The organism is Streptomyces aurantiacus (genome assembly GCF_027107535.1).
GTDB lineage: Bacteria > Actinomycetota > Actinomycetes > Streptomycetales > Streptomycetaceae > Streptomyces.
This window is the reverse complement of sequence record NZ_CP114283.1, coordinates 8,712,041-8,725,692: the sequence shown is the minus strand read 5'-3', so window position 1 is coordinate 8,725,692 and position 13,652 is coordinate 8,712,041. Positions and strand designations below refer to the sequence as shown.

Annotated in this window: 13 protein-coding genes; 10 read left to right on the top strand and 3 right to left on the bottom strand. The window is 70.3% G+C overall.

Features of this window, described 5'->3' with window-relative positions; translation table 11 throughout:
• Positions 1-78 precede the first annotated feature (78 nt).
• Positions 79-990, bottom strand: a complete 912-nt coding sequence (locus tag O1Q96_RS40430; RefSeq protein ID WP_269252840.1) for an RNA polymerase sigma factor SigF — start codon at positions 988-990, stop codon at positions 79-81.
• A 252-nt stretch (positions 991-1,242) separates the two neighbouring features.
• On the opposite strand from O1Q96_RS40430, the gene O1Q96_RS40425 reads away from it, so the two are divergent.
• The 6 genes from O1Q96_RS40425 (at position 1,243) to O1Q96_RS40400 (ending at position 6,953) form a co-directional block, all read left to right on the top strand.
• Positions 1,243-1,710 carry an STAS domain-containing protein gene (locus O1Q96_RS40425; RefSeq protein ID WP_269252839.1) on the top strand — a complete coding sequence of 156 codons (468 nt, stop codon included), beginning with the start codon at positions 1,243-1,245 and terminating at the stop codon, positions 1,708-1,710.
• Positions 1,711-1,987: 277 nt separating this feature from the next.
• Positions 1,988-2,491, top strand: a complete 504-nt coding sequence (locus O1Q96_RS40420) for an ATP-binding protein (protein ID WP_217455433.1) — start codon at positions 1,988-1,990, stop codon at positions 2,489-2,491.
• A 216-nt stretch (positions 2,492-2,707) separates the two neighbouring features.
• Entirely contained in the window at positions 2,708-3,412 is a 705-nt protein-coding gene (locus O1Q96_RS40415) for an LPXTG cell wall anchor domain-containing protein (protein WP_269252838.1), read from the top strand.
• Between the two features lie 108 nt (positions 3,413-3,520).
• Positions 3,521-4,429: a COG1470 family protein gene (locus O1Q96_RS40410; protein ID WP_269252837.1), complete on the top strand. Its 909-nt coding sequence runs from the start codon at positions 3,521-3,523 to the stop codon at positions 4,427-4,429.
• Positions 4,426-5,604 (top strand): hypothetical protein, encoded by a 1,179-nt coding sequence (locus O1Q96_RS40405; protein WP_269252836.1) that lies wholly within the window; start codon positions 4,426-4,428, stop codon positions 5,602-5,604. The genes O1Q96_RS40410 and O1Q96_RS40405 overlap by 4 nt, the downstream gene beginning before the upstream one ends.
• A gap of 62 nt (positions 5,605-5,666) precedes the next feature.
• Positions 5,667-6,953, top strand: coding sequence for a hypothetical protein (locus O1Q96_RS40400; protein WP_269253919.1), 1,287 nt, complete (start codon positions 5,667-5,669; stop codon positions 6,951-6,953).
• A gap of 116 nt (positions 6,954-7,069) precedes the next feature.
• Here the strand turns inward: O1Q96_RS40400 and O1Q96_RS40395 are convergent, their stop codons facing one another.
• On the bottom strand, positions 7,070-8,566 hold the full coding sequence (locus O1Q96_RS40395) for an oligopeptide:H+ symporter (RefSeq protein WP_269252835.1): 1,497 nt from the start codon (positions 8,564-8,566) through the stop codon (positions 7,070-7,072).
• 501 nt (positions 8,567-9,067) lie between these two features.
• Between O1Q96_RS40395 and O1Q96_RS40390 the strand changes: the two genes are divergently transcribed.
• Together O1Q96_RS40390 and O1Q96_RS40385 are read left to right on the top strand one after the other, a co-directional pair.
• The gene (locus O1Q96_RS40390) at positions 9,068-9,745 is read left to right on the top strand and encodes a response regulator transcription factor (protein ID WP_053745752.1); all 678 of its coding nucleotides are present in this window, start codon (positions 9,068-9,070) and stop codon (positions 9,743-9,745) included.
• Between the two features lie 177 nt (positions 9,746-9,922).
• Positions 9,923-11,194 (top strand): ATP-binding protein, encoded by a 1,272-nt coding sequence (locus tag O1Q96_RS40385; protein WP_269252834.1) that lies wholly within the window; start codon positions 9,923-9,925, stop codon positions 11,192-11,194.
• Positions 11,195-11,217: 23 nt separating this feature from the next.
• Here O1Q96_RS40385 and O1Q96_RS40380 read toward each other — a convergent pair whose 3' ends face one another.
• Positions 11,218-11,790: a GtrA family protein gene (locus O1Q96_RS40380; protein ID WP_269253918.1), complete on the bottom strand. Its 573-nt coding sequence runs from the start codon at positions 11,788-11,790 to the stop codon at positions 11,218-11,220.
• A 193-nt stretch (positions 11,791-11,983) separates the two neighbouring features.
• On the opposite strand from O1Q96_RS40380, the gene O1Q96_RS40375 reads away from it, so the two are divergent.
• Positions 11,984-13,123, top strand: coding sequence for a 5-(carboxyamino)imidazole ribonucleotide synthase (locus O1Q96_RS40375; protein WP_269252833.1), 1,140 nt, complete (start codon positions 11,984-11,986; stop codon positions 13,121-13,123).
• Positions 13,120-13,647, top strand: a complete 528-nt coding sequence (gene purE / locus O1Q96_RS40370) for a 5-(carboxyamino)imidazole ribonucleotide mutase (RefSeq protein ID WP_269252832.1) — start codon at positions 13,120-13,122, stop codon at positions 13,645-13,647. The genes O1Q96_RS40375 and purE overlap by 4 nt, the downstream gene beginning before the upstream one ends.
• Positions 13,648-13,652 lie beyond the last annotated feature (5 nt).

Sequence of the window (13,652 nt, the reverse complement as noted above, 5' to 3'; positions counted from 1 at the left end):
GGGCGAAACGCGAGGGGCCGAACCGGACAGTCCGGTTCGGCCCCTCGCATTCACCCGCGCCTGTGTGCGACGGAGGTGTCACTCCTCCACGGTCAGTCCCCTGCGCAGTCGCACCAGCGTCCGCGACAGCAGCCGCGACACGTGCATCTGCGAGATGCCGAGCTCGTCACCGATCTCCGACTGGGTCATGTTGGCGACGAAACGCAGGGACAGGATCTGCCGGTCGCGCTGCGGAAGTTCGGCGATCAGCGGCTTCAGCGACTCGACGTACTCGATGCCCTCGAGGCCGTGGTCCTCGTAGCCGATGCGGTCCGCCAGCGCGCCCTCGGAGTCGTCCTCCTCGGGCTGGGCGTCCAGCGAGCTGGCCGTGTAGGCGTTGGACGCCGCCATGCCCTCGACGACCTCGTCGTTCGACAGCCCCAGACGCTCCGCCAGCTCTCCCACCGTCGGAGCGCGGTCCAGCTGCTGTGCGAGTTCGTCGCCGGCCTTGGCCAGGTCGAGACGGAGTTCCTGAAGGCGGCGCGGCACGCGCACCGACCACGACGTGTCGCGGAAGAAGCGCTTGATCTCGCCGACGATGGTTGGCATCGCGAAGGTCGGGAACTCGACGCCACGGCTGAGTTCGAAGCGGTCGATCGCCTTGATCAGGCCGATGGTGCCGACCTGGATGATGTCCTCCATCGGCTCACTGCGCGAGCGGAACCGGGAGGCGGCGAACTTCACCAGGGCGAGGTTCAGTTCGACCAGGGTGTTACGGACGTACGAGTACTCGTACGTCCCTTCCTCCAGCGACTCGAGCCGCTCGAAGAGGGTCTTGGACAGGGCCCTCGCGTCCACCGGTCCCACCTCGGCGAAGGGGGGTATCTCCGGAAGACCGGCGAGGCCGGGATTCTCGTCGGCGGACTCGTCCGCCAGTTTTTCCGGAGGGCGCGTCGACGTCGCCCTCTGGGTCTGCGATGCGTCGAGCCGGGGTGACATGATGTCCTCCATCGTTCTCGGCATATGGCTGCCGATGCCAATACGTGCACTGCGGTGTGCGGCGCCTCCAAAGCCGGCCGTGTCGAAAACTGTCTCTCCTAGCCCTACCCGCTTTTGTGACTCTCTCGCAAGTGAGATTCACGGTGAAATGTCCGTTTCTTGGCGGTTGTTCGGGTGTCAGAGTGTGCAGGGAAGGCGTAGGGTTCGGGGGCGTCAGGCAACAACGTCAAAAAGCAATCACGACGGTCGGAAGAGAGAGACGGCATGGACCGCGGGACGGTCGGCAGCGCACAGTCGGGCCGGCTTCTGGTCGAGGTGCGGGAAGAGGGCACTAGTGCCGTCATCACCCCGGCGGGTGAGCTGGATCACCATACGGCGGACCTTCTGCGCGAACCGGTCGAGGACTGCCTCGACCGCGGGTTCGCGCGACTCGTCGTGGACTGTTCACGGCTGGAGTTCTGTGACTCCACCGGACTGAACGTCCTGCTCGGTGCCCGGCTTCGGGCCGAGGCAGCGGGCGGTGGGGTCCATCTGGCGGGAATGCTGCCGGTGGTGGCCCGGGTCTTCGAGATCACCGGGGCGGAGGCCGTCTTCACCGTGCACGACACGCTCGAGGCGGCGCTGGCCGGCAAGAGCGGAGCGGACGGCGCCGAGGCGGGTGAATCCGGGGCCACGGAACCCGGGGCCGACTCGTCCGGGTCCGCGCGACCCGCCGTCGACCCGGGTGACTAGTCGACTCGGAGCGGTGTGCTGCGGCACAGTTATGCCTCGGTTGCCTCTGTGTGATCAACGCGTTATCAGAGTCACGACATCCGTGGCGAATAAGTGGGTGTTCTGACGGTTCGGTCGGGCAGGAGACATCCTGAATATGTCAACAGACCGAACGGCAAGCGCGCGGCAGTCCAGGCCGACTCCTGATCCGGAGTGTCCTGAACCTTCCGAGTGTGCTGAATGTGCTGAGAACTGAGTCTTGAATCGTGAACTGGTGAATCGGTGAGGTGAAGCGCTGATGAGCACCACCCGGCCTTGTTCGCCGGGCGACCGCGGCCCGGAACCGGGCGACGGCGGCGCTTCCGGGACGCCTCCGGGCGGTACACCCGCCGGGCGTCGGGCCCGCCGGCTGAACTTCGACGGCGAGAGCGGTGTCGTCCCGATGGCCCGTGACTTCGCGCGGCAGGCGCTGTACGAGTGGGGCTGGCTGCCCGCGGCCTCCGCCGACCAGCGGGCGGCGGCGGAGGACGTACTGCTGGTCGTCTCCGAACTCGTCACCAACGCCTGTCTGCACGCGGAGGGCCCGGACGAACTCCGGATCGCCTACGACAAGAAGGTGCTCCGGGTGGAGGTCTCCGACCGGGGTACGGGCCAGCCCGCCCCGCGGACCCCGCACAGAGCCGGCCGCCCCGGTGGTCACGGCATGTTCATCGTGCAGCGGCTGTGCCTGGACTGGGGCGTGATCCGCACGGCCGGGGTCGCCGGCAAGACCGTCTGGGCGGAGCTCGGAGCACCCGCGTAACACCCGCGGGACGCGCCCTTCGACCCTCATCTCGGGTTACCCGCGGTTCGAACCCTTCTTCGCACATCACTCGACGCGCGTCGGATCCCCACGGATCCGGCGCGCACTTTGTCTTCCCTCGGCAAGGCCCCGGGCGTACCTTGACGGCCGATCTGATGTTCCGTCAGGAACTGTGTCGCGAACGTCTTCAGGAACGCCTTCAGGAATGAGGGGACCGTGTCATACCGGACGTACCAGAAACGAACCGCCGCGCTCGCGTCCGCCGCGGCCCTGGCCGGCTCGGCGGTGCTGATGGCCGCCCCCGCAGCCAGGGCCGACGTGGTGGACGTCAACTACCAGTGCAAGACCCCCATCGGTGACAAGTCCGCCGTCTCGCCCATCGACATCAAGGGCGTCAAGAGCGGCAGCGGCTACCAGCTCACGATGACCTTCCAGAAGGGCGTCTCGTCCAGCCCCGTGGAACTGGGCAAGGGCGCGATGAACCCGAGCGCGGTCATCAAACTCGGCGGCGCCGACAGCGGCACCGTGTCGGTCAAGGGCCCCGCCAACCCGGAGGCGGTTCCCGCCAACACCCCCATCAAGATCACCGACCTGACCGGGACGTACACCCCGAAGAAGACCGGCAAGGTCACCTTCACCCCGGGCGTGCTGACCATCAAGGCCCTCGGTACGACGACCACCTGCACGCCCAGCAACAGCCCGAAGGCCTCGCTGACCCTGGATGTCACGGCGGCCGGCGGCGGCACCACGGGCGGCTCCACGGGTGGCTCCTCGCAGGACACCCCGGCGGGCGGCGAGGAACTGCCGCAGACCGGTCCCGAGGACTCCGCGATCGCACTCGGCACCCTCGGCGGCACGGTGCTGCTGGCCGGCGCGGCCGGCGTGCTGTGGCTGACCAGGAGGAACCAGGCCCGCCACTGAGCCCCCGGCCCGCACACCGGCAGGCCGACCACCGCCCCTCGGCACGGCTCCCCACAGCCGCAAGCCCGGGGGCTCCAGCGCACCGCCCCTACAGCTTCGGAGCCGCCGATGCCGTTCGTCGTCCGTGCCCTCTGTCTCGCCTCCGTGACCGCGCTCGGCGTCGCCCCGGTCTCCGCCGCCGCCGACGACTGGTCCGTCGCGCCCTCGGCAGGCGGCCGGGACGGGCGGCCGTACTTCTACGCGGAAGGCGCGCCGGGCACGGTCCTTCAGGACAAGGTGTCCGTGCTGAACCCGGGCGGGCAGCCGCTGACGGTACGGCTCCGGGGCGCCGACGCCGACAACGGCGGGAGGGGCGCGCTGTCCGTACGGGCGAAGGCGAAGGACACCGGGGCCTGGATCACGTTCGCCGACCGGACGGTGCGGATCCCGGCGCGAACCCGCGCGGACGTGCCCTTCACCGTGAGCGTCCCGCCGGGCACCACACCCGGCGACCACCCCGGCGCGATCCTCGCGAGCGCCGGGAGCCGGACCGCGGCCGTACGGGTCCACCTGCGGGTCGGCGGACCGGCCCTCTCGGCGCTCACCGTCGAGCACGTGAAGGTCCGCGACGGCCGGATCTCCTACGAACTGGTCAACCGCGGCACCACCGTGCTGGCCCCGAAGCTCGCCGTACGCGCCGAGGGCCTGTTCGGAGAGGTGCTCGACCGGGCCCCGCGCGCCCTGCCCGTCGAACTGCTCCCCGGCCGCCGCGTCGCGCTCGACGAACCCTGGCCCGACCCGCCCGCCCTCGACGGGGTCGACGTCGAACTGGCGGTCACGGCGGCGGGCGGGGCGCGGGCCGAGGCGGCGGCCACGGCGTGGTTCGTGCCGTGGACGGCGGTGGCGGGTGCGGTGTCCGGGCTCGTGGTGTGCGCGGGCGGTGCCCACTGGTCCGTACGGCGCCGGCGGCGGTCCCGGCAGGCCGGGCGCACCGGACAGCCGCACAGGGAAGCCGAGTTGACGGGAGCGGTGACGTGAGCGGCAAGGTACGAGTCCCGGCGGTCCTGGTGGTGCTCGCGCTCGTCCTGTTCCCGCTGGCGGGGACGACCGCCTCGGCGGCGGACAAACCGGCGGTCGAGCTGTCCGGATCCCAGGCGGGGACCGGCGGTTCGATCACCGTGAGCGGCACCGGATGGCGGGCGAACGCCCTGCTGATGATGCTGATCTGCGGCCGGTCCTCGACCGACCGGGGCGTGATCGGCGGCACCAACTCCTGTGCCAACGCGGACGGGCGGGCCGTCACCGCCGACGCCAAGGGCAGGTTCACCAGGAAACTGCCGGTCTCCGAACCGCCCGTGCCGTGCCCCTGCGTGGTGCACGTCGCGACGGTCACCGGGGAGAAGGCGGAGGCGGACGCCGCGTTCCTGGTCGCGGGACACGACGTCGAGCCGCTGCCGAAACAGGACAGCGGCGGGCGGCTCTCGGTGCTCACCGACACCCGGCTCGACGGGTCGGGCGGACTGCTCACCTGGTTCGGCGCGCCACCGTCCCGCCGACTCGTCTTCACCGTCGGCAACGTCGGTACCGCCCCCGTGAAGGACCCGGTCTTCCAGGTCGGCACCTCCCACGGCGTGTTCGCCCCGCAGTGGGAGGAACAGCAGTGGCGCGGCACCATCGGGCCCGGCAAGAAGGCACGCATCAGCCTGCCGGTCGAGCTGACCGCCGGTGCGCACGGCGACTACACGGTCTCGCTCAAGTTCGGCGGCAAGGTGCTCGCCGAGCAGCCGTGGGGCGTGGGCCGCCCCTGGGGTGTGACGCTCTTCTGGATCCTGGTCTGTGTCGTCGTACCGGCCGCCCTGTTCCGGATCGGCATGGCCGTGGTGGACCGGATCAGGCCGCGCGGGCCCGCCGGCCGTGTCGGGCGCTTCGGCGCCGGCCGTCCCGGGCGGCCGACGCGTCCCGGGCGTGGCGCGCACGGCGTGCGGCGCGGCGGGCTGCGGCTGCCCGACGTCACCCTGCGGATGCCGAGGCCCGGCCCGGCGCCGGCGCCCCCCGAGTCCGGCGCCGACGACGCCGCGCGCACGGACTCCCGTACGAACCCGGCCCTGCCCTGGTTCACCCCCGACACCGATCCGGGGGCCGCCGAGGCCGACCGGCTCTCCGCACCGCACGAGAACACTCCGACGACCCCCACCAGAAAGGGAAACACGTGAGCACGCAACGGAGAGTCCGGCCGAGAGGCGGCCGGAGAGCGAGCGCGGCCGGAGTCGCGATGATGCTCGGTGGTGCGGGAGTCCTGCTGGGCGTGGCCGCGGCGCCCGCCCAGGCCGCCGAGGTGTCCTACGCGACCGACTGCGTACCGCCTCCGGTCGCCGGGCTGCCGACGGTCAAGGGCACCACCAAGGTGGAGATCACCGCGCCCGCCACGGCGAAGGTCGGCGACGAGGTCGAGGTGGTGTGGAAGTTCACGCAGGCCGCGTCGAAGAATCCCGACCTCATCGATCTGCCCGCCAACTCCGTCCAGCCGTCCGGCACCCTGAAGGCGGCCGGCGCGCAGACCACGTCCGTCGCGATGCAGGGGACGCGCCAGAACCCGGCGATCCCCAAGGGCGGGGCGATGATCCTGTCCGACATGAAGGGCAAACTGAAACTGACGACGGCGGGCGCGGTGACGCTGACGCCGGACGCGTACGCCATCAACGTCATGTCGACGGACACCAAGTGCGCGCCGACGGAGACGGTGCAGTCCGCTGCGACCATCAACGTCACGGCGGGCGGGGGCACTCCGCCCACCAGTCCGCCGCCCACCGGTACCGATCCGACGCCGACCCCGACCCCCACCCCGACGCCGACCGGGAGCGACAGCGGGGGCAGTGACACGGGAGGCTCCACCGGTGGCGGCGGGGAGACCGACTTCACGGGCAAGGCGGTCGAGATCGCCTACGCGTGCAAGACACCGATCGGGGACAAGAACGCGACCTCGCCGGTCCAGATCAACGCCAAGAAGAACGGCGGGAGTTACGACCTCACCGTCCAGTTCAAGGGGTCCGTGATGGACAGCCCCGCCGACATCCCGGCGGACTCGGTCAAGCCGTCGATGGAGGTCGTGCTGGGCGGCGCCGACACCGGAACGGTCCACGTCGAGGGAGCGACGAACGCCGAGGCGATCAAGTCCGGGGATCCCATGGTGATCTCCGACATGAAGGGCACGTACAAACCGGGGGCGGACGGGGAGTCGACGCTGTCACCGGGTGTGCTGACCGTGAAGGCGCTCGGTACGACGACGACGTGCACGCCGACGAAGTCCGCGGTGTCGTTGACGCTGGACACGTCGGCGCAGCCGGGCGGTGCCGCGGGCGGGAGCGGCTCCGCCGGGGGGACCGGTACGTCGGGCTCCGGCTCGGCCGGTGGTACCGGTGGAGGGCTGGCGGACACCGGGGCCGACGACAGTGGAGGGCTGCGGGCGCTCGGGCTCGTCGCCGGCACCGCGATCCTGCTCGGCGGGGCGGTGTTCACGTTCATGCCTCGACGGCAGGGGCGCGCTTCGCGTCGGATGCCGTAGCACTTGGCGGAGGGCGCCGCAGGGGAGGAGCGGCGCGGGGAACCGCGGGTCCGTCGTGGACGGTCGCGCGGTTCCCCGCGCCCCTGAAGAACGGCCTCCGGCCCTTCGGGGGAGCCTTACCGGACGTCGCCCATCAGTGACTTGACCTTGTTGCGGTACATGTAGACCGCGAAGCCGGCGACCACGGCGAGGGTGGCCTCCAGGGCGACGACGCCCATGCCGTTCAGGTCGACGCCCGCGATGGAGAGCAGGCCCGTCGTGGCGTCGCCGGCGGTGACGGCCAGGAACCAGACGCCCATCATCTGGGAGGCGTACTTCGCGGGCGCCATCTTCGTGGTGACGGAGAGGCCGACCGGGGAGACGGTCAGTTCACCGACGGTCTGCACGAAGTAGATGGCGACCAGCCACATCGCGGCGGCCTTGTGACCGCCCTCGGCGATCGACAGGGGAGCCAGGAAGAGGAAGAACGACGCACCCACCAGGACCAGACCCGAGGAGAACTTCACGATCGTGCTCGGTTCCCTGCCGGCGCGGTTCAGCGCCAGCCACGCCCAGGCGAAGACCGGGGCGAGGGCCATGATCAGCACCGGGTTCACCGACTGGTACCAGGAGACCGGGAAGTCCCAGCCGAACACGCTGTTCTCGGCCGACGACTCGGCGAAGATCGACAGCGTGGAACCGCCCTGGTCGTAGATCATCCAGAACACGGCCGCGGCGACGAAGAACCAGATGTACGCGGACATCTTCGACTGCTCGACGCTGTCCAGCGACTTGTCCCGCTTGATACGGGCGATGACCCAGACCGGGATGACCAGGCCGAGGACCGTGAGCGGAATCAGGACCCAGTTCAGCGTGTAGTGGCCGGAGAAGCCGACGACGGCGTAGAAGAACGCGGCGACGGCCAGCCACAGCAGGCCCTTGCGCAGGGTCGTGGCCTTCTCCTGGGCGGACATCGGCGTCGGGACGACGTCGGAGCGCGCGTCGAGGTGGCGGCGGCCCAGGAGGAACTGCGCCAGACCCAGCGCCATGCCGAGCGCGGCGAGCGCGAAGCCGAGGTGCCAGTCGACGTTCTCGCCGATGGTGCCGATGACCAGCGGGGCGGCGAAGGCACCGAGGTTGATGCCGATGTAGAAGACGGTGAAGCCGCCGTCACGCCGCGGGTCGTCCGGGCCGTCGTAGAGGTGGCCGACCATCGTCGAGATGTTGGCCTTCAGCAGACCCGAGCCGATCGCGACGAGACCGAGGCCCGCGTAGAAGGTGCCGGACGAGGGCAGCGCCAGCGTCAGGTGGCCGAGCATGATGACCAGGCCGGCGACGGCGACGGTCTTGCGGGGGCCGAGCACACGGTCCGCGAACCAGCCGCCGGGCAGGGTGAGCAGGTACACGAGCGACAGGTACACCGAGTAGATCGCGGTCGCGGCGGTCGCGCTCAGGTGCAGGCCGCCGGGGGCGACCAGGTACAGCGGGAGCAGTGCCCTCATGCCGTAGTAGGAGAACCGCTCCCACATCTCGGTCATGAAGAGAGTGGCCAGTCCGCGGGGGTGGCCGAAGAAGGTCTTCTCGGAACCGGGGGTGCCCGGAGAGACCGAGTCCTTCGTCAGGCTGGACGCCATGGTCGTTCCTTGCTGGTCGGGACGCGCTTCGAGAGCGAGTGCGCGCCCGGTGGGGGAGGCGGCCGGCACCGGCGGGAGAGCCGTCCCGCCCCACGCCCACGGGGAGTCCGCTCCGGAACTCGGAGCGGCGGACGACGACCACCGGGATCCACGCCCCTCGCGCGTCCTCGCGCTCGGGGCCCGGCCACAGGTCATTCCTTTCAAGGCTGGTGGGCACCAGCCCGCACACAAAAGAGACCTTCAGCATCGAACTCCCGCCAAAGGTCCCCGTGTGGTGCTACAGGCGTCCGGTCACCATAAGGCCCCACGTCATGGCAATGCCGCATATGACCCGACTTGAGAGATGGATCACAGGTATGGATGGAACTATGCATCTGAATCGAAGGTCGTTCATAGATTTACATCCGCAACCCACAGGGTGGCACGGTCCTTTCCCCGCCGGACCATCACGGAGGTCGATCACCCTCACTGCACTGGTCCGCGGCGGACTACCATCACTTCATGACCCGAGTACTGCTCGCCGAGGACGACGCGTCCATCTCGGAACCCCTGGCCCGCGCCCTGCGCCGGGAGGGGTACGAGGTTGAGGTACGCGAGGACGGACCCACCGCGCTCGACGCCGGCATCCAGGGCGGCATCGATCTCGTGGTGCTCGACCTCGGGCTGCCCGGTATGGACGGCCTGGAGGTGGCCCGGCGGCTGCGCGCCGAGGGTCTCACCGTGCCGATCCTCATCCTGACCGCGCGCGCCGACGAGGTGGACACCGTCGTCGGTCTGGACGCGGGCGCCGACGACTACGTCACCAAGCCGTTCCGCCTGGCCGAGCTGCTGGCCCGGGTCCGGGCCCTGCTGCGGCGCGGCGCGGCCGAGCCCCAGCAGCCGCCCGCCACGCACGGCGTGCGTATCGACGTCGAGTCGCACCGGGCGTGGATGGGCGACGAGGAGCTTCAGCTCACGGCCAAGGAGTTCGACCTGCTCCGGGTGCTCGTCAGGGACGCCGGCCGGGTCGTCACACGCGACCAGCTGATGCGTGAGGTCTGGGACACCACGTGGTGGTCGTCCACGAAGACGCTGGACATGCACATCTCGTGGCTGCGCAAGAAGCTGGGCGACGACGCCGCGAATCCGCGGTACATCGCGACGGTACGAGGCGTCGGGTTCCGCTTCGAGAAGAGCTAGCCGTTCCGCTCCGCGGAGTTGGCCGGGGTCGCCCTGTCGCCGGTGTGCCGCGGGCTGCGGGGCGGCTGCGGGCTGATGGGGGCTGGCCGCGCAGTTCCCCGCGCCCCTGAAAGGCGCCCCTCGGGGCGCCTCCCCCGGGCCACACTGGTCCGTCCAAGTTGTCTGCCGGAGGGCCCTGTGCGTCGCCGTCTCATCAACTCCACGCTGGCCGTCGTGCTGGTCGTGATCGCCGTGTTCGGGGTCTCGCTCGTCATCGTCGAGACCCGCACGATCAGCAACAGCGCCCAGGAGCGGGTGGACTCCGAGGCGGTGCGGCTGGTGAGCATCGTCGACAGCCGCATCCTCGGCGACGAGCTCATCAGCGCCGGTGTCCTCAAGGACCAGGTCACGGGCGACCGGTACGCGCGCATCGAGATCCCCGGCCGCGCCGACATCCACATCGGCACCAAGCCCACCGGTGACGTCATCAAGTCCACCCGCAAGGGCGAGCAGCGCGAGACGGTCACCGTCGAGGAGGCCCGCTCCGCGGTCACCCGCGAGGTCGGCCGCACGCTCCTGATCATCGCGGCGGTGGCCCTGCTCGCGGTGGTCGCCGCCGTGCTCCTCGCGGTCCGCCAGGCCAACCGGCTCACCTCCCCGCTGACCGACCTCGCGGAGACCGCCGAGCGGCTCGGTTCGGGGGACCCGAGGCCGCGCCACAAGCGGTACGGGGTCGCGGAGCTGGACCGGGTCGCGGACGTGCTGGACGGCTCCGCCGAGCGCATCGCCCGCATGCTGACGGCGGAGCGGCGCCTCGCCGCCGACGCCTCGCACCAGCTGCGTACACCGCTGACCGCGCTGTCGATGCGGCTGGAGGAGATCACGCTCACCGACGACCCGCACACGGTGAAGGAGGAGGCGACGATCGCGCTGGGACAGGTCGAGCGCCTCACCGACGTGGTGGAACGGCTGCTGACGAACTCCCGCGACCCGCGCACCGGCTCCGCCGTCACCTTCGATCTCGACGAGGTCATCAAGCAGCAGCTCGCGGAGTGGCGCCCCGCCTACCGCAACGCGGGCCGCGCCATCGTCAGCTCGGGCAAGCACCATCTGCAGGCCGTCGGGACGCCCGGAGCCGTGGCCCAGGTCCTCGCCGCGCTGATCGAGAACTCGCTGATGCACGGCGGCGGCACGGTCGCCCTGCGCACCCGCGTCACCGGCAACCAGGCTGTGATCGAGGTCACCGACGAGGGAGCCGGTGTTCCCGCGGACCTGGGCGCCCGGATCTTCGAGCGGGCGATCAGCGGCCGCAACTCCACGGGTATCGGCCTCGCCGTGGCCCGCGACCTCGCCGAGGCCGACGGGGGACGCCTGGAGATGCTCCAGGCGCAGCCTCCGGTGTTCGGGCTGTTCCTGTCGCGTACGCAGCTGCAGCGGTCGCGGGACGGCGGGGAGCCGACGGTGCGCTGAGTGCCCTCGGCCCCCGGCCGACCTCAGCGCACGCGCTGGACCTGGCGGAACTGGCGGGTCGGGATGTCCTCGTCCGGCAGGTAGGCCTGCGGGTGCTCCAGGAACGATTCGGCGCTGGCCACGGCCTCGCGGGCCGGGGCCGCCCGGAAGACCCAGGTGCGGTAGGACCAGAAGCGGAACAGCGTCGCGATACCGATGCCGACGAACTTGAAGACGTTGCTCGCCAGGGCGCTGTCGAGGCCCAGGCCGTACGTGGTGGCGAAGAGGAAGCCGTTCTCGATGACGAGGCCGATCGCGCTGAACAGCGCGAACAGGGTCAGCTCCTTGGTCCGGCCACTCTTGTCGCGGTCACGGTATGTGAAGTACCGGAAACCGATGTAGTTCGAGACGATCGCGACGACCGTGGCGATCACACTGGCCCGGACGACCTGGAGGTCGGTGGTGCTGCGCACCAGGTTGAACGTGATCAGGTTGACGAGCAGGCCGGCTCCGCCGACCGCGCCGAACTTGGCGACTTCCCTGGTCAGCCGGTCGATTCGCATGCGAACGGCGCTCGGTGGCCTGGCATGAGCCCTGCGTTTACCACCTTTGCCCATGGTGTCGCCCAGCCCCCGTCTCGTCGGATACGTCATTTTCGTCAACCTTCGTCGACTCCGCCATGCTAACCAGCGGTTCCCTTCCGTGCCTGGTCCGGACTCGAATATGTGGCCGGGATGTGACGAACATGCGGAACTTTCGATGATCATGCGCGCGACAGGAGTGGCCCGATATGGCCGATACCCTGGGGGTGTGACGTTCCCGGTAGTCGGCATGGTCGGCGGGGGGCAGCTCGCTCGTATGACACACGAGGCGGGCATCCCGCTCGGCATCAGGTTCAAGCTCCTCAGTGACACCCCCCAGGATTCTGCGGCGCAGGTGGTCAGCGATGTCGTCGTCGGCGACTATCGCGATCTCGCCACGCTGCGGGCCTTCGCGCGGGGTTGCGACGTGATCACTTTCGATCACGAACACGTACCCACCGAGCATCTGCGGGCACTGGAGGCGGACGGCATTCCCGTGCGCCCCGGGCCCGACGCGCTCGTGCACGCCCAGGACAAGGGGGTGATGCGCGCGAAGCTCGACGAGATCGGCGTGCCGTGTCCGCGGCACCGGATCGTGAGCGGCCCCGAGGACGTGGCGGCCTTCGCGGCGGAGGGGGACGGCTTCCCGGTCGTCCTCAAGACCGTCCGCGGCGGCTACGACGGCAAGGGCGTGTGGGTCGTACGGTCCGCGGCGGACGCCGAGGACCCCTTCCGCGCGGGCGTCCCGGTCCTCGCCGAGGAGAAGGTCGACTTCGTACGCGAGCTGGCCGCCAACGTCGTACGGTCCCCGCACGGCCAGGCCGTGGCCTACCCCGTGGTCGAGTCCCAGCAGGTCGACGGGGTCTGCGACACGGTGATCGCGCCGGCGCCCGGCATCTCCGAGGGGCTCGCGCTCCGGGCGGAGGAGCTGGCCCTGAGCATCGCGAAGGAACTCGGCGTGGTCGGCCACCTCGCCGTGGAGCTCTTCGAGACCCGTGACGGCCGCATCCTCGTGAACGAGCTGGCCATGCGCCCGCACAACTCCGGCCACTGGACCCAGGACGGCGCGATCACCTCCCAGTTCGCCAACCACGTCCGAGCGGTCCTGGACCTGCCCCTCGGCGACCCGCGCCCGCGCGCGCCCTGGACGGTCATGGTGAACGTCCTGGGGGGCGACTACCCCGACATGTACTCCGCGTACCTGCACTGCATGGCCCGCGACCCGAAGCTCAAGATCCACATGTACGGAAAGGACGTGAAGCCCGGCCGCAAGGTGGGCCACGTCAACACCTACGGCGACGACCTGGACGACGTGCTGGAGCGCGCCCGTCACGCAGCCGGCTATCTCAGAGGAACGATCACCGAATGAGCCCTGTCGTAGGCATTGTCATGGGATCCGACTCCGACTGGCCCGTCATGGAAGCGGCCGCCCAGGCCCTCGACGAGTTCGATATCGCGTACGAGGTCGACGTGGTCTCCGCGCACCGCATGCCGCGCGAGATGATCGCGTACGGCGAGGAGGCGGCCGGGCGCGGCCTGAAGGTGATCATCGCGGGGGCGGGCGGCGCGGCCCATCTGCCCGGCATGCTCGCCTCGGTCAGCCCGCTGCCCGTGATCGGCGTGCCGGTCCCGCTCAAGTACCTGGACGGCATGGACTCGCTGCTGTCGATCGTCCAGATGCCGGCAGGCGTCCCCGTCGCCACGGTCTCGGTGGGCGGCGCGCGCAACGCGGGTCTGCTGGCCGCCCGCATCCTCGCCACGCAGGACGAGGAACTCCTCGGCCGGATGCGCGAATTCCAGCAGGAGCTGAACGACCAGGCCACCGAGAAGGGCAAGCGGCTGCGCTCCAAGGTCGAGTCCGGCACGGGCAACGGCTTCGGCTTCGGGAAGTGACGCGC